The sequence below is a fragment of the Streptococcus sanguinis genome (assembly GCF_900475275.1).
In the GTDB taxonomy this organism is placed as follows: domain Bacteria; phylum Bacillota; class Bacilli; order Lactobacillales; family Streptococcaceae; genus Streptococcus; species Streptococcus sanguinis_N.
On sequence record NZ_LS483364.1, the window covers coordinates 1732908 to 1758883 of the forward strand.

General features: G+C 43.9%; 23 protein-coding genes. 7 read left to right on the plus strand and 16 right to left on the minus strand.

Annotated elements, in window-relative coordinates:
• Positions 1 to 142: 142 nt before the first annotated feature.
• The gene (locus tag DQM55_RS08620) at positions 143 to 673 is read right to left on the minus strand and encodes a YceD family protein (RefSeq protein WP_111676211.1); all 531 of its coding nucleotides are present in this window, start codon (positions 671 to 673) and stop codon (positions 143 to 145) included.
• Between the two features lie 99 nt (positions 674 to 772).
• Here DQM55_RS08620 and DQM55_RS08625 point away from each other — a divergent pair, with 99 nt between their 5' ends.
• The gene (locus DQM55_RS08625) at positions 773 to 1642 is read left to right on the plus strand and encodes an Rgg/GadR/MutR family transcriptional regulator (RefSeq protein WP_111676213.1); all 870 of its coding nucleotides are present in this window, start codon (positions 773 to 775) and stop codon (positions 1640 to 1642) included.
• 349 nt (positions 1643 to 1991) lie between these two features.
• Complete coding sequence (locus DQM55_RS08630; RefSeq protein WP_111676215.1) at positions 1992 to 3233, plus strand: MFS transporter; 1242 nt, start codon at positions 1992 to 1994, stop codon at positions 3231 to 3233.
• A 130-nt stretch (positions 3234 to 3363) separates the two neighbouring features.
• Here the strand turns inward: DQM55_RS08630 and DQM55_RS08635 are convergent, their stop codons facing one another.
• From DQM55_RS08635 to DQM55_RS08650, 4 genes are all read right to left on the minus strand, one after another.
• Positions 3364 to 8076, minus strand: coding sequence for a glycoside hydrolase family 70 protein (locus DQM55_RS08635; protein ID WP_111676217.1), 4713 nt, complete (start codon positions 8074 to 8076; stop codon positions 3364 to 3366).
• 69 nt (positions 8077 to 8145) lie between these two features.
• The gene (locus DQM55_RS08640; protein WP_002896237.1) at positions 8146 to 9027 is read right to left on the minus strand and encodes a helix-turn-helix domain-containing protein; all 882 of its coding nucleotides are present in this window, start codon (positions 9025 to 9027) and stop codon (positions 8146 to 8148) included.
• A gap of 459 nt (positions 9028 to 9486) precedes the next feature.
• Complete coding sequence (gene htpX, locus DQM55_RS08645) at positions 9487 to 10383, minus strand: zinc metalloprotease HtpX (protein WP_111676219.1); 897 nt, start codon at positions 10381 to 10383, stop codon at positions 9487 to 9489.
• 1 nt (position 10384) lies between these two features.
• Entirely contained in the window at positions 10385 to 10954 is a 570-nt protein-coding gene (locus DQM55_RS08650) for a LemA family protein (RefSeq protein ID WP_002915741.1), read from the minus strand.
• A gap of 153 nt (positions 10955 to 11107) precedes the next feature.
• Here DQM55_RS08650 and DQM55_RS08655 point away from each other — a divergent pair, with 153 nt between their 5' ends.
• The 5 genes from DQM55_RS08655 to rsmG all read left to right on the plus strand — a co-directional run bounded on the left by DQM55_RS08655 (position 11108) and on the right by rsmG (position 16978).
• Positions 11108 to 11725, plus strand: coding sequence for a TetR/AcrR family transcriptional regulator (locus tag DQM55_RS08655; protein WP_111676221.1), 618 nt, complete (start codon positions 11108 to 11110; stop codon positions 11723 to 11725).
• A gap of 62 nt (positions 11726 to 11787) precedes the next feature.
• On the plus strand, positions 11788 to 13071 hold the full coding sequence (locus DQM55_RS08660) for an MFS transporter (RefSeq protein ID WP_111676950.1): 1284 nt from the start codon (positions 11788 to 11790) through the stop codon (positions 13069 to 13071).
• A complete protein-coding gene (locus DQM55_RS08665; protein WP_111676223.1) occupies positions 13046 to 15382 on the plus strand; it encodes an ABC transporter permease in 2337 nt (778 codons plus the stop codon). Before DQM55_RS08660 ends, DQM55_RS08665 begins: the two co-directional genes overlap by 26 nt.
• 57 nt (positions 15383 to 15439) lie before the next feature.
• Positions 15440 to 16183, plus strand: a complete 744-nt coding sequence (locus DQM55_RS08670) for an ABC transporter ATP-binding protein (RefSeq protein ID WP_111676225.1) — start codon at positions 15440 to 15442, stop codon at positions 16181 to 16183.
• A gap of 81 nt (positions 16184 to 16264) precedes the next feature.
• Complete coding sequence (gene rsmG / locus DQM55_RS08675) at positions 16265 to 16978, plus strand: 16S rRNA (guanine(527)-N(7))-methyltransferase RsmG (protein ID WP_111676227.1); 714 nt, start codon at positions 16265 to 16267, stop codon at positions 16976 to 16978.
• Positions 16979 to 17009: 31 nt separating this feature from the next.
• On the opposite strand, the gene DQM55_RS08680 is transcribed toward rsmG, so the two are convergent.
• From DQM55_RS08680 to trhO, 11 genes are all read right to left on the minus strand, one after another.
• Positions 17010 to 17471 carry a putative immunity protein gene (locus DQM55_RS08680; RefSeq protein WP_009659920.1) on the minus strand — a complete coding sequence of 154 codons (462 nt, stop codon included), beginning with the start codon at positions 17469 to 17471 and terminating at the stop codon, positions 17010 to 17012.
• Positions 17472 to 17489: 18 nt separating this feature from the next.
• The gene (locus DQM55_RS08685; protein ID WP_111676229.1) at positions 17490 to 18326 is read right to left on the minus strand and encodes an energy-coupling factor transporter transmembrane component T family protein; all 837 of its coding nucleotides are present in this window, start codon (positions 18324 to 18326) and stop codon (positions 17490 to 17492) included.
• On the minus strand, positions 18319 to 20004 hold the full coding sequence (locus tag DQM55_RS08690) for an ABC transporter ATP-binding protein (RefSeq protein ID WP_111676231.1): 1686 nt from the start codon (positions 20002 to 20004) through the stop codon (positions 18319 to 18321). The genes DQM55_RS08685 and DQM55_RS08690 overlap by 8 nt, the downstream gene beginning before the upstream one ends.
• Positions 20005 to 20013: 9 nt before the next feature.
• Entirely contained in the window at positions 20014 to 20775 is a 762-nt protein-coding gene (locus DQM55_RS08695) for a nucleoside phosphorylase (protein ID WP_111676233.1), read from the minus strand.
• A gap of 217 nt (positions 20776 to 20992) precedes the next feature.
• Positions 20993 to 21253, minus strand: a complete 261-nt coding sequence (locus DQM55_RS08700; RefSeq protein ID WP_002898091.1) for a SemiSWEET family transporter — start codon at positions 21251 to 21253, stop codon at positions 20993 to 20995.
• Between the two features lie 180 nt (positions 21254 to 21433).
• Complete coding sequence (locus tag DQM55_RS08705; protein ID WP_111676235.1) at positions 21434 to 22351, minus strand: DUF4299 family protein; 918 nt, start codon at positions 22349 to 22351, stop codon at positions 21434 to 21436.
• Between the two features lie 294 nt (positions 22352 to 22645).
• A complete protein-coding gene (locus DQM55_RS08715) occupies positions 22646 to 23005 on the minus strand; it encodes a TfoX/Sxy family protein (protein ID WP_111676239.1) in 360 nt (119 codons plus the stop codon).
• Between the two features lie 9 nt (positions 23006 to 23014).
• Positions 23015 to 23428 (minus strand): VOC family protein, encoded by a 414-nt coding sequence (locus DQM55_RS08720; protein ID WP_111676241.1) that lies wholly within the window; start codon positions 23426 to 23428, stop codon positions 23015 to 23017.
• Between the two features lie 56 nt (positions 23429 to 23484).
• Positions 23485 to 24288 carry a helix-turn-helix transcriptional regulator gene (locus tag DQM55_RS08725; RefSeq protein ID WP_111676243.1) on the minus strand — a complete coding sequence of 268 codons (804 nt, stop codon included), beginning with the start codon at positions 24286 to 24288 and terminating at the stop codon, positions 23485 to 23487.
• A gap of 239 nt (positions 24289 to 24527) precedes the next feature.
• A complete protein-coding gene (locus DQM55_RS08735) occupies positions 24528 to 24836 on the minus strand; it encodes a putative quinol monooxygenase (RefSeq protein ID WP_002903981.1) in 309 nt (102 codons plus the stop codon).
• A 15-nt stretch (positions 24837 to 24851) separates the two neighbouring features.
• Positions 24852 to 25838, minus strand: a complete 987-nt coding sequence (gene trhO, locus DQM55_RS08740; RefSeq protein WP_002898096.1) for an oxygen-dependent tRNA uridine(34) hydroxylase TrhO — start codon at positions 25836 to 25838, stop codon at positions 24852 to 24854.
• Between the last annotated feature and the right edge of the window lie 138 nt (positions 25839 to 25976).

Sequence of the window (25976 nt, forward strand, 5' to 3'; positions counted from 1 at the left end):
TTTCAGTTCATTTGTATAAACTAATTTCATACCCAAAACACCCCAATCGTCAGATTTTCTGTCTAACTTTTGGGGTGCGGGTCATAGCAATTTGTCTTTTCTTTTATTTTATTTTTTATCGATTTCAAAATTTTTACAAGAATTATTCATCAAACAGTCCTTGCAAACCGGCGAAAGGATTGTTCTTCTCTTTTTGAGCTTCCTGGGCAGCGGCGAATTCCTCTTCCGTCATAACCTGCCAGTCCTGACCAGACAGAAAACCTTGGCCGGCTTCTTCCTCAGCTGTTAGAATTTTCAGCGGGATATTCATCAGGATATTATCAGCCACACTCTCAGCCACATTAATCTCACCATTTTCAATCGGCAGCACCAAGTCCTGATCAATCATATCCTGCGATGTGGCCTGTCCTTCTTCCATGAAAATTTCGTTGACTAGATAAGACTCCTTGAGCTCTACTGGCTCCATACTGCGACTGGACGTCAGAGTGATGGTATAAGACAAGTCATAATCCAGAAAATAGAGGCCGTCTTCATATTGAACCTTTCCTTTGGCTAAAATATCCTGAACATCTAAAATCTCAGAATTGCGTTCTTTTAACTCCTCTGCCAAGTCCAGCTTTTTCTCAAAGGCTAGTCCATCTGGATTCTTGCGAATTTCTTGAATATGCAACATAAGTTCCTCTTTGTTTTTTTCTTTATATTATATCATGTTTGAGCGCTTCAATGTTATTGAAAATTATTTTGTTATAATGAAATGCAAGGAGGGAAGACAATGGAACATCTAGGACAGATTTTTAGATTTTTTCGAGAGGCAAGGCACATCTCTTTATCCGAAGCAACTGGCGGAGAATTTTCAAAATCTATGCTTTCTCGCTTTGAAAATGGGCAGAGCGAACTTTCGGCACAGAAACTTTTTAGCGCTCTCAGCGCCATCCACACGGAAACGGAAGAATTTACCGTTGCAGCCGGCATCCAGGATCATCATTCTCATAAGGAACTCTTAAGCCAAATTCAAGACCTGTTGCAAGCCAATCAGCTTGACCTCTTAGAAGAACTTTATCTGAAAAAAGAAAAAATCACTCAAAAAAGCAAGCGCGCTAGCGATTGGGTTAAGCGCCTAATTGTAAAGGCCTATCTCTGTGCCCTTAAGGAGTCAGAGAAGGCCAGCCCAGGCGAGCTGGATTTCCTGCATGATTACCTTTTTTCAGTTGATATTTGGGGTCGCTACGAGCTCAATCTCTTCTCTGTCTGCACTCCAGTTTTATCTCTAGATTTGTTTTCCCAATACACCAAAGAAATCCTCTCAAGAAAGGATTTTGCAGCCTTATTTGCCAACAATCGCAACACCCTGCACACTACTTTTCTTAATGGATATCTTCTGGCCATCAGTCAGGAAAACGTCACCCAGGCAGACTATTTCCAACAAGTCATTGAGCGACACTTTTACGAAGAAAATGAGACTTACTTCCGAATTGTCTATCTCTTTGCTCAGGGAGAGTTGATCTGTTTGAAAGGGAAAACAGAAGAGGGGCTCACTCAAATGAAGAAAGCGGTCGATATTTTCCGAATCTTGAACTGTCAGCATAGCGCTGACTACTATCAAGAAGCCCTTGATACTGCTTTTCAAAAATATAGCAAATAATGCAAATTTCCGCTTTTAAGCTCAGCGATTTTGAGTTGGAAAGTGGTTTTTTGTTCCTACTCGAGCTCCACCTTTCTGATTTAAAAGTTTCTACCCGAAAATCGTTGAATATATGCAACATTTCCTGTAGATTAGATTTTCTATTTTATACTAAAAGCAGAAAGAGCTATCGCAAGTCACTTTCAGAATTTTACCACTTACTTATGAGACCTAACCAGTTGCTGAAAAGCCCTTGTTTTTGGCTTTAAACGGTCTATAATGGTCATCAGAAAGAGAAAAACAAAAGCCAGATTACAGATGCACCCAATCAGCTTTCATTCATTCTTGCAGTTTAGAAAAGGAGTCTACGATGAAATTATTTTTTAAAAATGGGGTCTATGCCTCACTCAGCCTTTCCCGAATCTTCAACACCTTGGGAGCTTCTATTTTCAATATTGTTTTTGTGGTATTTGCTTCAAGCATGCCCAATCCCAAGTTTGCTATTGCTGTGGCTAATTTTATCGTCCTGGTTCCGACATTCTTTACTATCTTTGCTGGTATCAAAGCTGACAAGACTATCCGTAAAACTCGTTGGCTGATTCATTTTGGTTATCTTCAAGCCCTGCTCTTTGTTCTTGTTGCCTTCATGACTCGCTCCAGCTCTTATCTAGCCTTTTCAGCCGTCTGCTTGATGAATATTCTTTCAGATATTATCAGCGATTACCGCAGCGGCCTGCAAATGCCGATTTTAAAAAAGAATGTTCCAGAGAAAGACCTTATGGAAGCCTTCTCCTTTACCCAGCTTATCAGCTTTCTCTGTAGCCTGGCCGGACAAGCTTTGGGAGTTTGGCTCTTAACGGTCAGCCAGCAAGACTTTTTCTTAGTTGCTTTGGTTAACGCCTTGACCTTTCTCCTATCCTCCACCATCCTCTATCTGGTACGTCGTCGATTGACCCATGACCCAGTGGCAATTTCTGAGAAAAAAGCTCCTCTAAAGGAAGAATTGAAGGAAATGTACACATCGTCCAAGCTCATTTTTGAGCAGGAAGGTTCTAACAATTTTCTCAAACTGCTGGCTCAAATCCTGGTTGTCAACGCTATGGCAGGTTCTCTTATAGCTCTTTATAATCTCTACTTGCTGGACAACCCCATCTTCCAGCTGTCCTTTAGCCAGTCTCTCTTGGTTCTTCAGACAGCTCTTGTCCTAGCCATGGTCATCGCTAGCCTGACTCCCAACGATTACTTTAGCAGCCTCTCTCTAAATCAATTAACCCTCTGGGCTGCTCTTACCATGATTCTGCTTGCTGTCAGCAACTTCTTGCATCTGCCTGTTTTCGTCGGCATTGCTTTTGGGTTTTTACTAGCTTATATCTCCGGCAAGATTAATCCCAAAATCAACACCCTCTTACTGAGCAAATTGTCTTCTGATGTTCTCGCTCAGACTTCTAGCTTTCTGAGTCTGCTCTTTTCTTTCTCTGTTCCCTTTGGTACTATGGTCTTCAGCAGTCTAGCCCTCTGGAATATGAATGCTAGCTGGCTCATCTTCAGCATTATCGGTGTGATTGCTCTGCTCCTATCTATTGAGAAAAAGAAAGATGTTAATGAAAGATGATAGCTTCAATCTTGTTTCTAAATTTATTTTCCCAGAAGATAGCAAAAAGCGATAACTTCCAAATAAGAAGTTATCGTTTTTGTGTATTAGAAAGCTAAAGATTAAATTTCATTTAGATATTCTATTGCTATTAGTTCCAGCCGAAGCGTCTGCCTCTACCATTGCGGTCAAAGTACATCCAACTTCCATCTTCCAGCTGAATCCATTTATTGCGCGCCATTTCACCTGAATTCGGATCAAAGTAACGGTTAGCACCATTGACATAGACAAGCTTGCCTTTGACTTGCTTGCCGTCTTGGTCGAAATAGAGGGTCTGTTGGCCAATCTTCTGCAAACCTGTCACTGCTTTACCAGTCTGATCGAAGTAGTACCATTCATTCTTAGCACCTTCAACAAACTTATTAACTGCCATTTCACCAGAGTTGGCATCGAAGTAACGGATAGTTTTATCAGCCAGAGTTACTACTTTACCCTTGACTTGCTTGCCATCTTGGTCAAAGTAAAGTGTTTGCTGGCCAATCTTCTGAAGACCTGTCACTGCTTTACCAACCTGATCGAAGTAATACCATTCATTCTTAGCACCTTCTGCAAACTTGCCGACTGCCATTTCTCCTGAATTAGCATCGAAGTAACGGATAGTTTTATCAGCCAGAGTCACTACTTTACCTTTGACTTGCTTGCCATCTTGGTCGAAGTAAAGGGTTTGTTGACCAATCTTCTGAAGACCGGTCACTGCTTTACCAGCCTGATCAAAGTAATACCACTCGTTCTTAGTTCCTTCTGCAAACTTGCCGACTGCCATTTCTCCTGAGTTGGCATCGAAGTAACGGATACTCTTGTCTGCAAGTGTCACGATTTTACCCTTGACTTGCTTGCCATCTTGGTCGAAATAAAGGGTTTGCTGGCCAAGTTTTTGAAGACCTGTTACTGCAACACCATCTGCTCCGAAATAGTACCAGTCACTTGGATTATCACCTTGAGCAAAGCGGTTAGTAGCAGCATTACCTGAATCCTTATCAAAGTAACGAAGTTTACCATCTTTGGCACGCGCAATCTTGCCTTTGACTTGGTAGCCGTTTTGGTCGAAGAATTGCTGATTGCCGCCCATGGTTACCAAACCTCTAGCCATGACACCCTTGGCATCAAAGTAACGCCAGTTTTGGCCGTCAGTAGTATAGTAACGGTTGAGAATTTGGGCACCAGTCTTATCATAGTAATACTGATTGCCGTTTTCATCTTCACGGAGAGAATCACGCAGCTGAATACCATTCTTGAGGAAGTAGAGCTGTTTGCCGTCAATTTCTTGCGCGCCTGTCACCAGATGGCCACGGTTGTTGAAGTAATACCAATTTCCATTTTCATCTTGGATAAAGGAATTTCTAGCTTGATAGCCACTAGTTGAATAGTACTTGAATCCAGTAGTATCTTTGACAAATCCTGTGTAGGCATTCTTATTAACTAATTGCTTAGGCAGTACCATCTCACCATTCTTGTTGTTGAGATATTCGTTGCTAGCCCAATCTTTAAGAACATAGTAAGCACCACGACCTAAGATATTGGTACCGTTGAAGTGTTTAGCTGACCACTTGGTAATCTTCTCATCAGTCGTCATCTTTTGACCGTTAGAAATTTGTACTCGTTCAAAGATTTCTGGGTATTTAGCTTTGAGTTCATCCAAGAAGGCTCCACCATACTTGCCTTGATAGTCTGTACCATTCGTTCTAGTATTGGCAACGTAAAGTTTTTCCTTGATTTCTGCGCCTTCACGGTAGGTTCCATAGTTGTTGACACGAGTTGCCGTTACCACTTCTTTACCTGGCAGGTTGTAGATTTGGTCTGGCACCCAGTCCGCAATGGCTTGGATATTGACACTGTGAAGAGCACGGAGAGCATTGAGCAGGTCATTTAAAGAACCATATTTATTGTTCTTGCTCATTGCCATATCATAGCGGTCTTCAAAGGCATAACCATTCTGGATGATAGAGTCTAGGAAAGTACCGTCTTGGCTAGATACATACTGAGGTGGCAGCTCAAATGAAGTCACTCCCCATTCCTTGAAGAGGTTGACATTTTTAGCAATGACTTTATTGGTATATTGATCATCGCGAGTTGCAAAGTCTTGGAAGTTAGAGAATCCTTCGTAAATCAGCTGAGAATCAAGGGCTGCGCTAGATTCGTAAACCTGACCGCTGGCATTTTTCTTCTTGCTGGCTGTTACACGAGCATCCTGATCTGCCTTAGCACCAACTGGTACCCAAACAGCCAGATAACCAGAAACTTGGACATTGCTGTAACCAGCGATATCGTTCATATCAAAGGTCAAAATACCATTGGCATCTGTCTTCTTCCAGAGGGATTGCGGCACTTCTTCGTCAGTTAAATAGCGGGAAATGCCATCTTTGGTCGTCAAGAGCACAGGACGGTAGTATTGATTCTTATGGGCTGCTCCCATATTGACTTGCAGTTTATCCCATTCGTTAAGTTTCAGGTTCGGGTTATTAGAAGCAATAACTGCCATCCCTTGGGTACGAGTTTCTGCTGTACCTTCATCAGTTGCTTCGTTAGCACCAGTACCGTAACGAACAGAAGTCAAAATACCATTGTAAGACCATTTATCAGCCTCACGAGGTACACCCATATAGGTGACTTTCATGTCCTGACCACCAGCTACATACTTAATCCGAGCACGCAACAGGGCATCAATAGCGTCGTGGTAAGGAGATTTTTTCTCCATGTACTGACCGTCATCTGTATAGAGATCACCATAGTAGACCCGAGTGATGGAGTCTTTGTTAGAGAGCATGAGAGCATGAGCAGTTGGGATATTAAACTGCGTATACTTCTTGTCGGCCTTGCGCATATCTTCGTTGTAGATCTTGAAGGCTTGCTTGAGCTCATCCATGGTAAAGGTCAAACCATCCGTATTTGGATTGATATTTTCCCGGATGATGTCGGCAATAACGGTCTGCACTTCACTATCATGAGCCCGAACAAAGATATAGTTGGCCATCCGTTCGCCATTTTTCTTTTCAGTAGAACGGTCATTCAGACTATTCGTAATCGTTGGCTCTACACCGCTACGGATAGAAAGCTTACGCATGAACGAATAAAGCAAGGATAGACGAAGCTTATTATCAATCGGCAATTGTGCACCCTTGGTGTCTTTGTTGTAGTCAGGGTCGTTGTCAGACCAAGCTTCCAAGATAGACAGATGCTTGATGGCTTCTTCTTCACTTTCTCCAACCTTGTAGCGAGACTTGAAGTAGTCAGAGGCAATTTGGAGCAAGTCTGCATTGACATTGTCTACCGCATCGACACGAACTCCGTCAAAGTTAGCAGTCGGATCGTTGGCTACGATGCTTCCGAAGTTCATCATAAAGTGCAGCCAGTTGAGTTGCTCAGCCTGAACAGCTGGATTAGAGTTGTCAAAGTCGTTAGCTAGCAGGAACTCATAACCACCATTTGACTTGTCAATGAAGTACTTAGGTGTACCAGTTTGGTTGGTAGGTGTGCGGTTAAGGATGCGGTACTTAGAATTAGCATGAGAAGTCTTATCACTATTGGTATAAAGCAGAGCTCCGCCTTGCAAGTGGTCCTTATTAGTACCAGTTGTTTCAGACTCTGTCTTAATGTTCCAGTTTGGCTGAGTTTTGACAAATGCGCCCATCAGTGTTCTCAGCCATTTAGTATCGCCTTCTTTACCGATTCTTTCTTCGATTTTGCGCTGAACCTGCTGAGAAGCACCTGTCAGGATAGCTTGTTCCACTTTGTTTTCAAAAGCTCCTGCTCCCAGACCTTGCTGGTTCATATAGTTGAGATAGCTAACCTGCGTTTGCTTATCAGGCCACCAAGCCATCAAAAGCGGACGTAGGTCTGTTTCTGTCGATGCTGTCCATGTTTTTCCGTCTTTCAAGATGAACTTTGGACGATACCAACTATCTGCTGTCAGGTAGCCGTCAACTGTTTCAATATCCTTTTCCGTAGTGCCATGGAAGGCATTCTTTTGAGTGAATTCATTATTGAGACTGCTAGTACCTTGCTGGAATTGATACTCAGCTGAATCAATCAGTGCTCCAGTCTCTGCATCGAAATAAAGAATTTTTCCATTGAGCTCAACAGCGAAATTCTTTTTAACTGTACCGTCGTCCTGAACATAGTATTTCTTACCATCAATCGTCTTGATGTGAGATAAGACATCATCATCATGCTCAGTATTAACAGGCGCTGCTTGGGCTTGAGCAGCCACCATTCTTTCAGCTATCGCTCCCTGTCTTTGAGCCGGTTCTGGCAAGCGATCTTTCTTTGCAACCTTTGGATTTGCAACGATCTTGTCTGTAACAGTCTTCTTTGCTTGTTTGTCAGCAGTTGCGGGACTTGCTTGTATATCCTGACCAGCTGCTTCCGGTTTAGCAGTTTCTGATGTTGCATTAGCTACTTTTGCTTCTTCAGCAACGGCTGCTTTTTCTGTAGTTGCTGCTTCTGCTACTGCCGGCTTAGCTAGCTCTTGAGCATCTGTTTGAACCGCTGCTTCCGTATTTGCTGCAGTTTCAACAGTTTTTTCACTGGCTACAGCAGCATCAGTCACCTTGTCTGCAGAAGTTGCTTTTTCTGCTTCCAACTGAGAAGCTGAGTTGGCTTGTACTTGAACCGGCTGCCCTGAGCCACTATCCTGAGCTGCAGTTGGTTCTTGAACTGCCACCTGCTTAACATCATCAGCGTGGACAAGACCTGCTTCGAGACCAAGTACTTTTGGTGCTACGATAAGTGCTAAGGTAGTCACACCGATGGCTACCCAGTTCTTCTTAACTTTATGCATCTTATAATGAATTTTTTTCTCCATCATAAAACCTCCTTCTGAATTTGGTATAAAGTTATACTCTTATTCTAGTATATTTTTGGAAATGAGTCTATTTTATTTGCACATCTGCAACTGAGAACGGCAAATTCTTTCAAACTGAGCTTTGAGCTTCTGGGCAACACCGAAGGAATCTAAGAATTCCAAAAAAGATAAGCATTGCTCAATATCACTTAGAGCATGGCTATTTCCAACCTTGTAGGAATAAAGAGCCCTATGATACTTAATCAGCATCCGTTCATAGAGATCTGTCTCAGGGATTTTAGAATGATCAAGATAATTGAGGAATCTCATAGCAACCTGCAAATGGTTTCCCTCTATGCAGACGCTGATAACATTAAGCAACATCTTAATAATACGCCGGCGGTTCTCTGGTAGGTCATTATAAAACTGGGTACGGTTAATCATCTCACTAGCAAAGGTTTCCAGTGTTTCCAAGGTCAGTAGATCGACACTATTAGTAAAGAGCCAGAGCTCATAACGTCCCCACTCCTCGACGGAAAAGAGATAGTCAGTCAGCAATTCTGTATCTTTCTTGCTAATCTGAAAATCTGGACTGCAGGAAGACAATACTGCTCTAACAACAATTGTATTGAGCCTATAGTTCTTCTTCTCAGGGAACTTTTCAGCCAAAGCTTCTGAGCTAGCCAAAATACTTTGGAGCTTGACAACATTGTTTTCCTGATAAGCATCAGCTACTTTTTTCGAGAAGAGCGCATCATCTGCCTCAATGTAGTTATGGTAAACATACTGGAACTCGTCTAGAGAAACAGCCATATTCTTCAAGCAGCAATAGAAAGAATCAAGCGTGATACCACTGACTCCCCGCTCAAAACGGGACAATTGAGCCACTGAAATATCTCCGGCCGCCGCTTCTTTAAGAGACATGTTTTTTGATTCTCTAATGACTTTGAAAATTTTTCCAAATGTTTTCAACATACCGAACCCCCGGTTTCATATATGCAATAAAATTTTTTACTAAATTTAATATACTAGTAATATATTTCTGTTTTGTTACAAAAAAACTACTTTGTATTTCTAAATGATACAAATAGATTAACTTGAACAATAAAATAACTCAATATAGTGATTTTTTCTGAAAATTTTATGGTTTTTAAGAAAATGCTAATTTTACAAGAAAGTCAGGAGGGTTCAACCTGACAACTTGAAAACACTGGCTTTTTTAAATCTAGCCTCCTTACTTATACAAAAATAAACTTGGATAATCTAAGGTTTATAGATGACTGAAATAAAATTGTAACACAATCTGAGTGAACATCTTTTAGACATGAGTTAAAGGAAGCAAAATGAAAAGGACTTAGTCCTTGACAATACGGAACTAAATCCTTTTACTAGTTATTTATCTAACTTTTGGGAATAATTTAAGTTTCCCAGTTTTTACATCTGTCTCAAGCGCTCCACTCGTTCTGAGATAGGAGGGTGCGTATAGAAGAGTTTCTTCAGTCCGCCTTCTTTCTTAGGGTCGCTGATATAGAGAGCTGCACTGGCATCATCGACATGATGTTCCATAGGCTCGCTGCGATCCAGCTTGAGCAGGGCATTAATCATCCCTTGCGGATTGCGGGTCAGCTCTACACTGGAAGCATCAGCCAGAAACTCCCGCTGACGAGAAATGGCCAACTGCACCAAGGTAGCTGCCAGAGGAGCTAAAACGATAGCAATCAGTGATACGATAAGGAGAATAATTCCCAAACCACTATCGTTATCTCGATCATTACTACTGCGCCGTCCGCCACCAAACCACATCATACGGCCAGCCAGGCTAGACAACATGGTAATAGCACTGGCCAAAGCCACAGCAATCGTTGAAATTCGGATATCGTAATTGCGAATATGACTGACTTCATGGCCTATCACTCCCTCAAGCTCCTCACGATTCATGATTTGCAAGATACCTGTCGTTGCTGCGACAGCCGCATTTTCAGGCTTAGAACCGGTCGCAAAAGCATTGGGAGAGGGATCCTCTACGATATAGACACGTGGCATAGGAATCTGAGCGACCATGGCCATATCTTGAACAATATGATAGAGCTCAGGTGCTTCCTGCTCAGAGACCTCGCGAGCCCCGTTCATAGCCATGACCACTTCTGTAGACTGAAAAATCATCACTCCGGCATAAATCGCGCCGATAATTAAAGCTAGCAAGACACCACCTAGAGCAGACCGCAGCCAGAGATAGCCAATAGCTGCTCCAACAAGAGCCAAAAGGCCGAAAAAAGCGATAAGGAGGAGCCAAGTCCTCCTTTTATTACTGGCAATTTGATCAAATAGCATCTTAGTCACCTAGTCCAGTGCTGCCAAAGTCAACTTTTGGCACAGCCTTTTCTTCTTCTGGTGTCTTGAGGAAGTCCGCAGCTTTAAAGCCAAACATTCCTGCAACAATATTGCTTGGGAAAGTTTCCAACTTTACATTGTAGTTGCTAGTTACTGAATTATAAAGCTGACGAGAATAAGCGATTTTATTTTCAGTATTGGTCAGTTCTTCCTGCAACTTCAAGTAGTTGGTATTTGCTTTCAGATCTGGATAGCTTTCAGCTACTGCAAAGATTCCAGAAATCTGACGAGAAAGGGCGTCACTGGCTTGCATGGCTTCAGCTGGTGAAGCAGCTGAAGCTACCTGGTTGCGCAGTTGGGTTACCTTTTCCAAGGTTGCCTGCTCGTACTTGCCATAGCCTTTGACCGTTTCCAAGAGGTTAGGAATCAAGTCATTTCGGCGTTTAAGCTGCACATCAATCTGACTCCAAGCTTCCTGAGTCTGCATACGGCTTTTAACCAAGGTATTGTAAGCACCAACGACAAAGAACGCTAAAACCGCGACAATAATAAGAACAATAATAAAAGTCATGATATACTCCTTCAATTTTGATTAGACTTATTATATCAAAAAATAGTAGAACTGTCTTTATTCTTGACATTGATTTAGAAAAGATGTACGATAAAGGAAAGAATAAACCGACTGTCGGTCGAATAAAATTTTATCACCAAAAAGGATGCAAGCATGGCTAATAAAAAAGACTTTATCTTAGATACCGCACAAAAGCTTTTTATGGAGCAAGGCTTTGACCAGACCTCTATCTCCCAGATTTTAGAAGCGACTCAAATCGCCCGCGGTACTCTCTACTATTACTTTTCTTCTAAGGAAGAGATAATGGATGCCATCATTGAGCGAACCATTGAAAGAGCATTTACGGCTTCCCAAGCCTTTGCTGATAATCGTGAACTGACTATCATAGAGCGCTTGGCCGGTAGCATGGCTGCTCTAAATCTTAATCATCAAGAGGGAAAGGAAGTGCTACTGCATCTCAATCAGCCACAAAATGCGCTCCTGCACGAAAAGACCAATCAAATTCTTCTTGAACGAGCACCCCAGATTCTACTTCCCATCATCCAAGACGGCATCACCGCTGGAGATATGAGGACCGACTATCCCTACGAAAGCTTGGAAATGATTCTTACTTATTCCCTGCAAGCTTTTGGCAGCAGTTTTCAGGCACTACCTCCAGAAAAACAGCAGCAAAAACTACAAGCTTTTCTCTATCTTTTAGAAACTCTTTTTCACAGTCGGCAAGGCTACTTCAATCCCTTTCTATCTTTGATTCAGACTCAAAGCAGCTAGACAGCTAAGCACTAGATTCACTATTTACAATTACTTGACATTGCAAACATAAGGAGGCAACTATGAAACAATCAGGTTTTAGACTCTTTTTATTGATTTGGATTGGAAGCCTCATCTCGGAAATCGGCTCTGGTATGACTTCTTTCGCTTTAGGTGTTTATATCTTCCAGCTGACCGGTTTGGTTTCTGTTTCTTCTTTTGTTACGCTTTGTGCTTTTCTACCCGGTCTTTTGGTTACTCCTCTGGCTGGAATTCTGGCAGATCGCTATGACCGAAGATTGCTGATGGCTCTGGGAGATGGTCTGTCAGGCTTAGGAGTTCTCTGGATTTACTTTAGTCTGAAGAATCCTGCTTTGATTTTTATCTGTATCGGAGCTGCCATTAGCTCGCTCTTTTCAGCCTTGGTCAATCCGGCCTTTCGAGCTACGATTTCCGACTTGCTGCCTGAGGACCAGTTATCAAAAGCAACTGGTTTGTCCCAGATTAATGGCATTGCCCGCTATCTGATTTCACCAGCCTTGGCTGGAATGATTTTGGCGAGTGGACATATCAGCACGATTCTGTTGCTGGATTTTTCAACCATTTTCGTGACAGTAGCCTGCACCTTGCTGGCTCGTAGGGCCATTCACACACAAGTTTATAGCAGTGATAGTCGTTTCTGGGCGGATTTCCTTAAAGGTTTTCAAATCGTCTATAGAAAAAAAGGAATCTGGATTTTAGTCCTAGCTGGAACAGGCTTTTCATTCTTTTTGGGAACAGTCCAAATCCTGTTTTCTCCCTTGGTACTGGCTTTCGCAGACGCTAAAACAGCCGGCTGGGTCATGACCATCTCCAGCAGCGGGATGCTGATAGGAGGCTTGGTTCTGGGGATATTTGCTATCAAAAAACACTTCCATCGTATGCTCTGCCTCTCACTATTTCTACTGGGATTCTTCATGGTTGGGCTGGGAATGAAGGAAAACTTCATCTGGATTTGCAGCTTTGGCTTCCTCCTCTTTGCTGCCCTACCTTTCGTCAATACAGCCATCGACTATCTGGTCCGCATCAATATTAACAAAGCCGATCAAGGCAAGGTCTGGGGGACCATCGGGATTATCTCTCAGCTGGGCTATGTGCTAGCTTATGCCGGCATGGGTTGGGTAGCAGATACCTTTTTCAAACCCTCGCTAACTTACTTTGGCTGGCTGGCAAATTCTGTCGGAAAAATCATCGGTGTTGGTGGAGGCAGAGGCTACGGTCTGCTCTTTATCCTATCCGGTATCTCTATCAGCATCGGTGCTTACCTGCTCTCCCGAGCACGTTCAGTAAAGGAGCTGGAATATGTTTCAACGCTTGATAAAAAATGATTTAAAAGAAAACAAAGTCAGTATGCTGGTCATCGGGCTTTTCCTGCTTCTGACTCTGACTCTGAGCTTTGCAGCTACACGCCTGACCGTTAGTCTGACTAGCTCAATTGAGCGCTTTGTGGAAACAGCTAAAAGTCCTCACCTGCTACAGATGCACAGCGGAAGCGTCGACCGAAAACGGCTGCAAAACTTTGTCCAGCAGCATCCAGAAATTGCCTCTTGGCAACTGACAGACTTTGTCAATGTGGAAGGGTCAGCCATCCACATCAATGGGCAGGACTCGCTTCAGGACAGCTCCCAGGATAATGGCTTTTCCAGTCAGAACCAAAACTTTGACTTTCTGCTGGATCAGAATAACCAGCCTGCCCAGCCTCAGCCAGGGCAAGTTTATATCCCCCTTTATTATTACAATAGCGGAAAAATCAAAATCGGCGACCAAATAAGGGTCGGCAAGCTGCAGCTGACTGTCCAGGGATTTATCCGAGATGCCCAGATGAATGCCGGTCTAGTCTCCTCCAAACGCTTCCTCATCTCACAGACTGATTTGCAGATTCTGAAAACAGAAGCAGTTGCATCTAATGAAAACCTGATTGCCTTTCGAGTACATAAGCTTAGCCAGATTTCTACCATCGAGCAAGCCTATAAAAATGCAGAGCTTGAGTCCAATGGACCGCCTATGATTACCTATCCGACGATCAAGATGATTAACGGCTTCAATGATGCTCTAGTCATCCTAGTCATGGGGCTGCTGGTTATGGCCATCATTGGCATCACCTTTCTCTGCATGCGCTTTGCCCTCTTGACCAAGATTCAAGAAGAACTGCAGCAGATTGCCGTTATGAAGGTGATGGGATTGCCCCAAAGCTTTATCAGCAGGGTCTACCTGACCAAGTATTATTTCTGCCTAGCTCTGGCAACCATCGTAGGATGGGGACTGTCCTTTCTTCTGAGTTCTCCTTTTAAAAAGCAGATGGCACTGTCTATGGGGCAAAGTCCGACGCCCTTCTATAGCTATCTTCTGGAAATGCTAGTAGCTCTGTTGCTCTGTCTCTTGGTCTTCTGGCTGACTGCCCGTCCTCTCAGCTCCTTTAAGAAAATGACACCCAGCCAAGCTTTAAGATTAGCTTCTGCCAACAGTCTGACTGAGACTCGTTCTACTCCGAAAATGGGCTTACCGACTATCCCCTTCTTAGACAGACCCTATTTCGCCCTAAAAACGATTCTCAGTCATAAAAAACTCTATTTGACTATCTTGTTCATTGTCAGTTTGATTAGCCTGCTTATCCTGCTGCCAGCCAGTCTCTACAGCACTGTGATGGACAAGAACTTCATCCAATATCTGGGTGCTGGTCAGGCAGATGTGTTGGTTGATATTTCTCAGACTGAAGATATCGATACCAAGGCTGCCCAGCTTCTGAAAGAACTGCAGTCAGACAAGGATATCGCAGAAATTAATCAGTACCAGAGCCAGAATTTCTCCTATCAAGACCAGCAAGGTCATACCCAGCAGTTGCGGGTAACTCTGGGAAACCATGCAGGATTTCCAGTCAAATACAGCCAAGGTCGTTATCCTAAAAACGAGTATGAAATTGCCCTCTCCAAGCTTATGGCAGAGGAGCTCAAGCTAAAAACAGGAGACAGCCTGACCTTGACGGTAGACGGTCAAGCCAGAAAACTAAAAGTGGTCGGTATTTACTCAGACCTGACCTACGGCGGCAAGACCGCCAAGGCTGTCTTTGTGACAAAGCAAGCGCAAACGCTCAATAGTCTGACGACCATCCGTCTTAAAGATGCTAGCAACAAAGCTCAAAAAATCAACGAATGGAAAAAACGCTATTCCAACTATAAATTAACCGATGTAGAAGACTTTTTCCATCAGACTTTTGATGACACTCTGGCCATGCTCCGCCTGATTCAGACCAGCGTTTTCTGGACAGGACTGGGAATCATCTTCATCCTTATGACCCTCTTTGTCTATATGATTTTCACCAAGGACCAAGCTGACTTGGCACTTTATCGGATGCTGGGATTTGGCAGTGAACGACTCAGGAGCCACTACCTGCTCGCCGTCTGCTTCATCTTAATGCTGGCTTTGGCAATAGCCGACCTGCTACTCCTTAGTCTGGGGCAAGAAGTCTGCAGTCTGCTGCTCAGCAGCTTCGGTATCAGCAAACTCCAGCTCATCATCAATAAGTCGCTTACTTTTCTATGGACACCGCTGGCTCTGCTTCTTAGCGGACTCACAGCAGCACACATCAGTCTCCGAGCGCTGAACAATCTGGAAATTGGACGTTATCTCAAGGAACATTGACCTTAAGCAGATAGCTTTCGAGCACTTAGCATTTATTTTACATCCGAGGAGAAGCCTATGTTATTAGAAGCACACAACCTCAGCAAAAGCTATCAGGAAAATCAGGAGCCCATTCTCCGTGATTTGTCGCTGGAGATTGAAAGCGGCCAATTCATCGCCATCATGGGGCCGTCTGGTTGCGGGAAATCCACTCTTCTCAATCTTCTATCCACTATTGACAGACCTGACCAAGGACAGATTCTTTACCAGGGACAGGACTTGCTGGCTATGAAAGACAAGGACTTGGACCGCCTTCGCAGAGAGTCTTTCGGCTTTGTCTTCCAGCAGGCAACCTTCCTGAAAAATCTAAATATCCTAGACAATATATGCCTACCGAGTATCATTGGTAAGAAAGGCAGTGAGCGAAAGGCAGCCTATGAGCGCGCCAAGGAGTTAATGGCTCTGACTGGGATTAAGGACATTGCTCACCGCTCTATCCATCAAGTATCGGGCGGCCAGCTCCAGCGAGCCGGCATCTGCCGGGCTCTCATGAACCAGCCTCGAATCATTTTTGCTGACGAGCCGACCGGAGCGCTCAACTCTCAGGCTAGCCGTCAAGCTATGGAACTCATGCAGCACTTCCACCAGCAGGGCGCTAGCATTCTCCTGGTAACGCACGATGCCAGCGTAGCTACCTATGCCGACAAGGTCCTGCTCATTTTAGATGGCAAGATAAAAAAAGAAGTTCTCTTTGACCAAACCTCTAATCAGGATAAGCGGCGCCAGCTGCTCTTGGCGGAGCTCAATCAGATTGGCATATAAGAAAAGAGGCCCTTTGGCAGAATGCCGGGGTCTCCTTTTTATGATATAATAGGATGAATACTGACAAACAAGGATGAAACTATGACACCGCAAGAATTTTACCAGCTCTTAGCCCAGCAGGGAATCGAGCTGATCGACCGCCAGAAAGACCAGTTTGAGCGTTATTTTGAACTTCTGGTCGAATGGAATGAAAAAATCAATCTGACAGCTATCACCGAGAAGAATGAAGTCTATCTCAAGCATTTCTATGATTCAATAGCGCCCGTTTTGCAAGGCCTGATTGGTAATCAAGAGCTTAAGCTGCTGGACATCGGAGCCGGTGCTGGCTTTCCCAGCCTCCCTATGAAAATCATCTGCCCCCAGCTGGATGTGACTATCATTGACTCGCTCAACAAACGCATCAACTTCCTCAAACTGCTGGCAGAGGAGCTGGAGCTGGACAAGGTTCACTTCTACCACGGCCGTGCAGAAGACTTTGCTCAGGACAGGGCCTTTCGAGCTCAATTTGACCTCGTCACTGCCCGTGCAGTCGCTCGCATGCAAGTTCTGTCTGAGCTGACCATTCCCTATCTGAAAGTTGGCGGGAAGCTCTTGGCGCTCAAGGCTTCCAACGCTCCAGAAGAACTGGACGAAGCAAAAAATGCCCTCAACTTACTCTTTAGCAAGGTCCAAGATAACCTCAGCTATGCCCTACCAAACGGTGACCCCCGCTTTATCACAGTGGTGGAAAAGAAGAAAGAAACACCCAATAAATATCCCCGCAAAGCCGGCATGCCAAACAAAAGACCATTATAAGAAAAAAATCAGGCAAAAATTGCCTGGTTTTTTATGTCATCTTCAATAATTCAATTTGCTTCAGACGTTCCTTTTTAACAGCTTCAAAATCACCTGGATACATCTTGTTTATCAAGGTAATAGCAAAATCTGCTGCCCAAAGGCCATGATATTTAACATGGGGACTAGCCACAAGCTGAGCCATCGTTCGATAGAATCTCACTTTAACTACATCTTCTTCCTTTTTTGCTAAACGTGAAATCTCAAAGCTCAGATTTCTAGCAGCATGATAAGAACTCTCCCCAGCTAGCCAGTCATCCATAGAGATAAAAGCCTGTTTCATCTCTTTTGTAAATGCAAAAGCAGTTAGCTCCGAAAGATGAGCAGCATATACTTGGCAAAATCGAACTACTTCTTGGTGTGTTTTTTCTTCATAAACTTTAATAAAGGCTTTCTTCAAGTCTGGCGCGTCCTCTATTTTCCCCAAAGGTTTTTGATAAGCATAGATATCCATATTTCACTTTCCTCCATCCTACCTCCACGGGTTATAAAAGCGGCCGTGATTGACTGCGAAGAGGGCAAAGCAGAGCAATAGAAAGGCGACTGCCAGTGTCAGCACCAGCATATCTCGTCTGCTTAGAGCCTGATAGGTATACCATGTGCGTTTTTTATTTTTTCCGAAACGGCGCAGCTCCATGGCTGTGGCAATGGTATTGATGCGCTCTAGCGAGCTGAAAATCAGCGGAATGATAATCTGCAGATTTCCCTTTACGCGCTGAGACAGTTTGGCTTTCTTGGATAATTCCTGCCCACGCGCTTCCTGGGACATCCTGATCAGGAAGAACTCTTCCTGCAAATCTGGAATATAGCGGAGCGTCAGACTGACTGCGTAAGCAATTTTATAAGAAATACCAAGCTGATGTAGGCTGGAAGCAAACTGACTGGGATGGGTTGTCATGAGGAAAATCACTGCCAGAGGTATGGTCGAAACATACTTGAGCAGGAGATTAAAGAGGTAGAACAGCTGCTGAGCTGTTAGATTATAAGCTCCCCATCCGGTCCAGAGGACATCTTTGGCCCCGTAGATATCGACACCATACTGAGGCGCAAAAAGATAGACCATCACTAAGTTAAGAGCAGCAAAGGATGCCGCAAAGACTAAAACAAATGAAATGTCTCGGATGCGGATACGGGACAGCCGAAAGAGACAGAGGGACAGCAGGGCTAGCCCCAGCAAAAAGCGAGTATCGTAACTAATCATGGCTGCCACTGATACCAGAACGAAGAACAGCATCTTGCTGGCACCGGACAGACCATGAAGAAACGTCTCGCCTGCATGGTAGCCGATTAATTTTCGCTGATTAAGCATGCTTGTCCTCCTTTTTTCGCATATAAAACTCGGTCAAAGCCAGAGGGTCGGCACCAATCTTCTCAGCCAGAGCAAAGATTGACGTTTCTTTTAGATGAGCCGCCGCAATCAACTTCTGATCTGTCAGCACCTGCGCAGGCGCCTTATCGGCTAAAATCTGACCATCCACCACAACTACTGCCCGATCTGAATAATCTAGCATCAGCTGCATATCGTGGGTAATCATGATAATCGTATGTCCCTGCTGGTTGAGCTCGTCTAGAAAGTCCATCATCTCTGTATAATGGCGCTGGTCCTGACCAGCTGTCGGCTCATCCAAGAGGATAATCTCTGGATTCAGCACCAAGATAGATGCAATGGTCACCCGCTTTTTCTGACCGAAAGACAGAGCCGAAATCGGCCAACTACGAAATTCATAGAGGCCACAGGTCTTGAGAGCCGCATGGACCCGCTCTTCGATTTCCGCTTCTGCCAGTCCGCGCAAACGCAAACCTAGAGCCACTTCATCAAAAATCATGGCTGCCGAAATCATCTGATTGGGATTCTGCAGGACATAGCCAATCCGCTCAGCTCGCTCCTTGATGGAGTCTCCTTTGATGTCCTGACCTTTCCACCTATAGCTCCCATCAGTCTCGATAAACTGACAGAGGGCCTTGGCCAGGGTTGACTTACCAGCTCCATTTTTACCAACGATGGCTATTCGCTCACCCTTGAAAATCTTCAGATTGATATCCTGCAAAATAGGCTTGCCGCCGCTCTGGTAAGCAAAGGACACATGCTCCAGTTCCAGCAAGGGCTCCTGAGGCTCTTTGTCAGAGTCAGACCAATCTCTGCCTTCAAATGTCACATCTGCCAGCTGCAACTGATCCAAGCGGGACAATCCCTCAGTCTTTTCCACATCAACACCCAGCTGGCGTAGGGTCGTAATGTAGAGCGGCTCGCAAATGCCATTTTCAGCTAGCAGTTGTGTTCTGAGCAGGTCGTCTGGCTGTCCATTAAAGAGAATGCGTCCGTCATTGATAAGCACTAGCCGGTCTACTGGCCGATAGAGGACATCTTCCAAGCGGTGCTCGATAATCAGAGTCGTCGTTTCCGTCTCCCGATGAAGTTGGTCAATCAAATCAATGGTATCCTGCCCTGAATTGGGATCTAGGTTGGCCAAGGGCTCGTCAAAGAGCAGAATAGGACTCTCGTCAATCAAAACTCCTGCCAGACTGACGCGCTGCTTTTGACCGCCTGATAAATCCTGAGGCCGATGCTGCATAAGCTCTGCCAAATCCAGCTTCTCTGACCAGGTTTTAACTTTTTCACGCATAAGCGACAGCTCCATCACGTCATTTTCCAGCGCAAAGGCCAGATCTTCTGCTACGCTAAGCCCGATAAACTGGCCATCCGTGTCCTGCAAGACCGTGCTGACTAGATTGGACTTATCATAAATGCTGGATTCAAAGGCTGGCTGCCCCTTAATCAAGAGCTGACCGCTGGCCTCTCCTTTATAAATGTTGGGGATAATCCCATTGAGGCACTGACCCAGCGTTGACTTACCAGAGCCAGACGGCCCGACAATCAGAACCTTCTCTCCCTCGTAAATTGTCAGATTGATCTGCTTCAGGGTCGGCTCAGACTGGGCCTGATATTGAAAGCTAAAGTCTTCAAATTGGATAATTGTTTTTTTCATCTTATTTCTCTATAATGCCAGAGCGATTTGAATCGCTAGATTGGCAATCTTATCTTTTTCGTCTAAGTCTGCATGATTGGCAAGGTTGCGCATATCCCAAGCTTCCTCAGACAAGTGGTCGGCTGCATAAAAGAACTGACAGACAGTTATCTCTCGAAAAGCTGCTAAAGCCGCTACAGCTGAGCATTCCATATCCACACAAATAGCTCCCTCGGCCTTTCTCTGGCGGAGCTTAGCAGGTGTCTCACGGTAAATGCCGTCTGTCGTCCAGACCTTGCCCTTGCTGTGGGAAATACCACGCTCATCCAGAAAAGCCGTCAGAAAATCTTTCAAGCCAAGATTGACTTTCTGCTCACGGCTAGCTGGCTGGTAGTGATAGCTAGTTCCCTCATCACGCAGGGCCTCCGTCGGGATAATGACGGACGTTTCCTTAATCTCCTCATCCAAGATACCGCAAGTACCAAAAAGTACAAGCTTCTTCATACCAAAAGCAATCAGGTCTTCCAGAATAGCCACACAGGCCGAAGCTCCAACCGGTGCATTGAAGAGAGCCAGTTCTCGTCCATCTGCGAAAATACGATAGATAGGAATTTCAATATTAGCCATGCTAGTCGTCGTAATCAGCTCATGCTCAAAATCCACTAGCATCCGCGCAAAAGTCTCTCTGGCAAAGCAGGAAACAGCCGTCTCCGGAAAACCCTCTATGGATTCATTCAAGTCCTCTGGGTTGATGATGGCCTTGCGACTTTGGTCAAATTCTTCAAGTATCATAGGCTTGCTCTTTTATCTCTCTTCCTGATGAAACAGCCAGCAGATGTCTACTGACTTCATCTTACCATTGTATCATAAAAAGGCGGTCTGCTGAATGCTGCCTGCATATTTTCTACATAGGAAATGCCATAGGCAGGCTCTATAGCTACAAGTGAAGTGAGTACTTTATCCAATGATTTTCCAACAAAAAAGACTGGGAATAACTCCCAATCTCATCTTACATAAGGGCTGTTGCAGCAGTAATCAAGCCAAATACGATGCCTGGCATATTAGCCGCAGCCAAAGGAATATCCCGTTTCTCTTTAAATAGGCCATAAATGACCCAGAGAGTACAGTTTAGAGCAGCTACTGAAGGCTGGATAAAGTCACCCTTGTTGCCAGCTAGATTATTCATAATCTGTGGGATATAGGAAACATACATCATAACAGACATAAAAGTGGCCACCCAGCCCAAGATTAGCATGTGTTTTTCTTTCATTTCGCTCTCCTTTTTATAAAACTGACCTCTATTCTATAGCTTCTTTTTGAAATTTTCAAGATATTTTCAATAATGTTATCAAAACGAAAAGAGTCACAAAATTGTGAGAACTGCTGACAGACCTAAAAAAGCCGCCTTTTGGCAGCTCTGTTAAGATTCACAAAGTAGATTTTCCTAACGCTAAAACTTCGGTTCTCCATCGGGAAGTTGGTCCAAAATGGCTTCCAGTTCCAGTCGATTGAGTGGCTGAATCCGAATCTGACTGGAATCCAGATAGCTACGGTGAGTGTCTGGAATTTTCTCCAAAAAAGCTTTTAAGTCCTTTGTTGTCAAGTATTTATAGCCCTGCGGACTGCTAGCATCCTCTATCAGGATGTGGAGATGCCATTTCATGTCTTGACTAGCACCGCTCTCAATCATCTCTTTAACTAAGTAGCCCTTGGGCATGGGCTGAGTCGGAAGGACTGTCTCCACTCCTTCTGCCAGAACATAAGAACCCAGATATTTCCCATCCTGATCCTTATAATACTTAGGAGTTGAAAATTGACTCTGAACCTGCTGCATCTCGGCCATCTGTCTGCCGAACTCCTCCACAGGATCTTCAACTTTGAATAGTTCCAGAAGTTTTTCCTGCGACATATACAAATCATGAGCATAGCCTTCGAAAACATGCATAGGCGCAGCTGCAACTCTGGCATCATTCAGACCATAGAGAATATCCGCTTCAAAATCAATATTAAAAATCCCGTCAGCAGTGTAAGTCGTGCCGTATTCATCGACAATATCCTGCTTCATCTTCTGAGCCAAACGACTCATGAAGAGAATAGCCCCTTTCCAGTCGCCTACCGTCGATGGTGTCAAGACGCGGACCTGATAGGTTTCCCGGTCTGGCAGATAATAAACTTCAAACCCACGGCCTGCCCCTTCCCAATAGACAGCCAGAAAAGTTCCGACCTGATCCAAGGATTGATAAGCCTTATCACCCTCGAGGCCTACAACCTCCAGCCCTTCCACCAAGGAAACCAGAGACAAGGGTGTTTCGACCGCCTTATAGCTAAACAAGCCCTTTCGGTTCTGAATGTAAAAAGAAATACTCATACCATGCTCCTTTCTAACTACAAAAACCTTTCAAAAAGCGAGAAAATGCAAAATCAAAACTCAATACAGGTACAAACTAGATTTTCTCCAAGACTTTTAAGGATAAACTTCATTCGCAAAACGGACTCTGGTATTAGTATAACATTTTTGGAAGAAAAAGACGAAAAAACCTGTATCCATGAAGAGACTTTCCGACTGAAAGCTTCATTAATACAGATTCTAAGAATATATTTGAACTTCATAAAAAGGCAATGAATAAACTTCTAAGAAAGCACAACTCATTCTGAGCACTTCTTACTTTTTATCCTGCTGCGTCAGCTCCTGATTGTAGGACAAGGCTAGCTTGATCCAGTAAGGCAGTTCCTTTTGTCCTTCGCCATCTAAATCAATATAGCCATGATAAAGCCTGCCCTTCATTAACGTCACACTGGCACCATTTTTAGGCAGAACCTGCTTTTCCAGTTCCTTACCGATGCGTACCATGATAAGCTCTTGACTTCTCGAACTCACAGTAACGGTCATCTTACCTCGGACCATAAAAGCCAAACCACCAAACATCTTCTTCTCTTCTACCTCTTCTTCAAAAACATGAGGGGGAAGATCAGTAGCTAAAATGGCACGGACTTGCTGGGCTAAGGATTCACTATAAGCCATCCTTCTGCCTCATTTCATCACATCCCAGCCGATACCAAAACGGTCAATCAAGCGGCCATAAAACTCTGCGAAAGCTTGTTCCTCTAAAGGATAGAGAATTTGTCCACCTTCAGCAAGCTTAGAAAAGAGCTCATCGGCTTCTTCTCTACTGTCTGGGCTCAGAACCAACCATTGATTGGGCTGATGATTGCTAGGAATAGACAGGTCATTAAAAACACCTACATCCTCACCATTCAGGGTCAAGTTTTCCGTATCTAAGGCAATCCAAGCAATCTTATCCCGTTTTTCTGCAGGAAGGTCAGCTGGATCCATCATCTCACTGGCTCGGGCAAGTCCCTTTATCTCTGTCTGAAAAAGTTCCGCATAAAAACGAAAAGCTTCTTCGGCCTGACCATTAAAACTTAAAAACACGTCTAATTTCATTATTGTTCCTCCGATTTCTTATATCTGAGAATAAATCTCTAGTATCAGTTTATCAATTAGGATAAAAATTTTCTTATTCTCAATTGCGCTTGTTTGGCTAGGGAACGCATGATTAAAACTGGAAGATTAACTGTAATAGGTGGATCGCTGGGCAAGGGCCTGCGCATGCTGATTTCCTCTTGATAGATGTTATCGCCTGAAAAAGTGAGAGGCTCATCGCTGCCCCAGCGAAAGTTATGCTCCAAGACATAGTTTTTAGTTAGGCGTAAATCCTCCAGCAATTCACAAGCCAAAAGATAGTAGTCACCATCCGGTACATTTTCAAAAGTAAATTGTCTCTCCTGACTCAGTGCTACTCCGATAACCGGCTCTTCTTTAGGTATGCGGGTTTTAAAAAGCCCGACACAGCTAATGCGTGGTTCATACCCCTCAGGATAAGATAGCGTCACGGTCAAGCGATTGCCACTTTTACAGTCAGGATCCTGATGCAGCAAAACTCCCTTCTCATCCAACTGTTTGACCATAAAATCATAAGCCTTGGTTGATTCTTGATAGTATTTTTTAGGCGAAAGTCCAGTATGCCGCTTAAAAGCATTAGAAAAACTGCCTAGACTATCATAACCAGCTTCCATAGAGGTCTCGGTCACATTTTGCCGGCCTTCTACAATTTCCTGAATCCCTTTTTCCATCTTAAGAGCTTCCATATATTGCTTGATAGAAAAGCCCATCTTTTTCTTGAAAGTTCTGGATAGATGGGAAGGACTATAATGGAAATACTGAGACAAATCAGTCAGACTCAGCTCTTCATCTGCATGCTGACGAAGATAGGCTGCAACTTCTTCCATGATAGCTTTAGACATAGACTTGCTCCTTTCCCATTTATTTAAGCCCATTATATCACATCAAAAAGAAAGGACAAAAAAATCGAAACCGCAGAAAGAAAATCAGAAATCAAGTGATAATCCGCGAGATGCCCCAAGAATCGGCGGAAATAGTCTGCTTTCCCAAATCTCTGTCCAACAAGACTTTTACCTGTAGATAAATGAAAAAAAACTTTAGACGTTTGAATCGTCTAAAGTTTTTAGTTTTTCTTAGGAATTTAGAAACTTGCCTTACCATCAAAAATAGTCAGCTTATGCAAATTTTCCATGCCTGCAATAATGGGTCTAGCTTTTGCAATGAGATTTTGAAAAACTTCCAAGGTCAGACTGTCATTGTGAGCTTGCTCGCTCTCCCAAACTTCGTAAATATAGATGCTGTTGGGTTCATCTGCCTTCTCACCTAAGATATAGCAGAAACAAGTGTCAAGATTTTGCATTTCTTTGACAACTTCTTGCATGTAAGCAGTAAGTTCCTGCACCTTTCCTTCTTGGGCCATTAATTTCCCATAAACACAAAATTTTTCCATTAGGATCTCTCCTTATTACTGAGCTACCAATGTTTCCAAGCTTTCCCCAATCGCAGCCAAACGCTCCACCACTTCTGCCTGGCTCAAGCCGTTTTCAGCCACATAGCGATTGCGAGGGTGAACACGGCATTCATGAGAACAGCCACGGAGGTACTTGTCTTCGTTTTCTTCTGAAGTCAGGATGCGGCGGTTACACTCTGGATTGCCACAGTTGACATAGCGCTCGCAAGGAGTCCCGTCAAACCAGTCTTTCCCAATCACAACTGGATCAACATGGTTGATATCAACCGAGATACGCTCATCAAAGACATACATCTTACCGTCCCAAAGCTCACCTTGAACTTCTGGATCCTTGCCATAAGTCGCGATACCGCCATGAAGCTGACCGACATCCTTGTATCCTTCACGGACCATCCAGCCTGAGAATTTCTCACAGCGAACACCACCGGTACAGTAAACAACCACGCGCTTGTCCATGAACTTCTCTTTGTTATCACGGACCCATTGCGGCAACTCACGAAAGTTGCGAATGTCTGGACGGATGGCTCCGCGGAAGTGACCCAGATCGTACTCATAGTCGTTACGAGTGTCTAAGACAACAGTGTCTTCGTCCAAGAGTGCTTCCTTAAATTCCTTAGGTGACAGGTAAGCCCCTGTCGTCTCTAGTGGGTTGATGTCATTGTCAAAATCATTGTCTTCCAAGCCCAAGTGCACGATTTCTTTCTTGTAGCGAACAAACATTTTCTTGAAGGCTTGCTCATTTTCTTCGTCAATCTTGAACCAAAGATCTTCCATGCCTGGCAGGGAATGCACATAATCCATGTATTTTTGAGTGGTTTCATAATCACCAGAAACCGTTCCATTGATTCCCTCATCTGCTACCAAGATACGGCCTTTAAGACCGATAGATTTACAGAAGGCCAGATGATCAGCTGCAAATTTCTCAGCATTCTCAATCGGAACATATTTGTAGTAAAGTAGGACGCGAATATCTTTTGCCATAAGATTTCAACTCTCTTTTCTCTATAAAATTTTCTGAATTTTTTAATTCATCTATTTATTATAACCTGATTGAAAAAACTGGGCAAAATATTTGTTTGAAAAATAGCAGAGCTGGAAAGTTTAAGCGAGAAGGACAAG

Bases quoted from the DNA above. Each gene is read 5' to 3' on its own strand.
- DQM55_RS08620 (WP_111676211.1), bottom strand. From the start codon at position 673: ATGTTGCATATTCAAGAAATTCGCAAGAATCCAGATGGACTAGCCTTT.
- DQM55_RS08625 (WP_111676213.1), top strand. From the start codon at position 773: ATGGAACATCTAGGACAGATTTTTAGATTTTTTCGAGAGGCAAGGCAC.
- DQM55_RS08630 (WP_111676215.1), top strand. From the start codon at position 1,992: ATGAAATTATTTTTTAAAAATGGGGTCTATGCCTCACTCAGCCTTTCC.
- DQM55_RS08635 (WP_111676217.1), bottom strand. From the start codon at position 8,076: ATGATGGAGAAAAAAATTCATTATAAGATGCATAAAGTTAAGAAGAAC.
- DQM55_RS08640 (WP_002896237.1), bottom strand. From the start codon at position 9,027: ATGTTGAAAACATTTGGAAAAATTTTCAAAGTCATTAGAGAATCAAAA.
- htpX (WP_111676219.1), bottom strand. From the start codon at position 10,383: ATGCTATTTGATCAAATTGCCAGTAATAAAAGGAGGACTTGGCTCCTC.
- DQM55_RS08650 (WP_002915741.1), bottom strand. From the start codon at position 10,954: ATGACTTTTATTATTGTTCTTATTATTGTCGCGGTTTTAGCGTTCTTT.
- DQM55_RS08655 (WP_111676221.1), top strand. From the start codon at position 11,108: ATGGCTAATAAAAAAGACTTTATCTTAGATACCGCACAAAAGCTTTTT.
- DQM55_RS08660 (WP_111676950.1), top strand. From the start codon at position 11,788: ATGAAACAATCAGGTTTTAGACTCTTTTTATTGATTTGGATTGGAAGC.
- DQM55_RS08665 (WP_111676223.1), top strand. From the start codon at position 13,046: ATGTTTCAACGCTTGATAAAAAATGATTTAAAAGAAAACAAAGTCAGT.
- DQM55_RS08670 (WP_111676225.1), top strand. From the start codon at position 15,440: ATGTTATTAGAAGCACACAACCTCAGCAAAAGCTATCAGGAAAATCAG.
- rsmG (WP_111676227.1), top strand. From the start codon at position 16,265: ATGACACCGCAAGAATTTTACCAGCTCTTAGCCCAGCAGGGAATCGAG.
- DQM55_RS08680 (WP_009659920.1), bottom strand. From the start codon at position 17,471: ATGGATATCTATGCTTATCAAAAACCTTTGGGGAAAATAGAGGACGCG.
- DQM55_RS08685 (WP_111676229.1), bottom strand. From the start codon at position 18,326: ATGCTTAATCAGCGAAAATTAATCGGCTACCATGCAGGCGAGACGTTT.
- DQM55_RS08690 (WP_111676231.1), bottom strand. From the start codon at position 20,004: ATGAAAAAAACAATTATCCAATTTGAAGACTTTAGCTTTCAATATCAG.
- DQM55_RS08695 (WP_111676233.1), bottom strand. From the start codon at position 20,775: ATGATACTTGAAGAATTTGACCAAAGTCGCAAGGCCATCATCAACCCA.
- DQM55_RS08700 (WP_002898091.1), bottom strand. From the start codon at position 21,253: ATGAAAGAAAAACACATGCTAATCTTGGGCTGGGTGGCCACTTTTATG.
- DQM55_RS08705 (WP_111676235.1), bottom strand. From the start codon at position 22,351: ATGAGTATTTCTTTTTACATTCAGAACCGAAAGGGCTTGTTTAGCTAT.
- DQM55_RS08715 (WP_111676239.1), bottom strand. From the start codon at position 23,005: ATGGCTTATAGTGAATCCTTAGCCCAGCAAGTCCGTGCCATTTTAGCT.
- DQM55_RS08720 (WP_111676241.1), bottom strand. From the start codon at position 23,428: ATGAAATTAGACGTGTTTTTAAGTTTTAATGGTCAGGCCGAAGAAGCT.
- DQM55_RS08725 (WP_111676243.1), bottom strand. From the start codon at position 24,288: ATGTCTAAAGCTATCATGGAAGAAGTTGCAGCCTATCTTCGTCAGCAT.
- DQM55_RS08735 (WP_002903981.1), bottom strand. From the start codon at position 24,836: ATGGAAAAATTTTGTGTTTATGGGAAATTAATGGCCCAAGAAGGAAAG.
- trhO (WP_002898096.1), bottom strand. From the start codon at position 25,838: ATGGCAAAAGATATTCGCGTCCTACTTTACTACAAATATGTTCCGATT.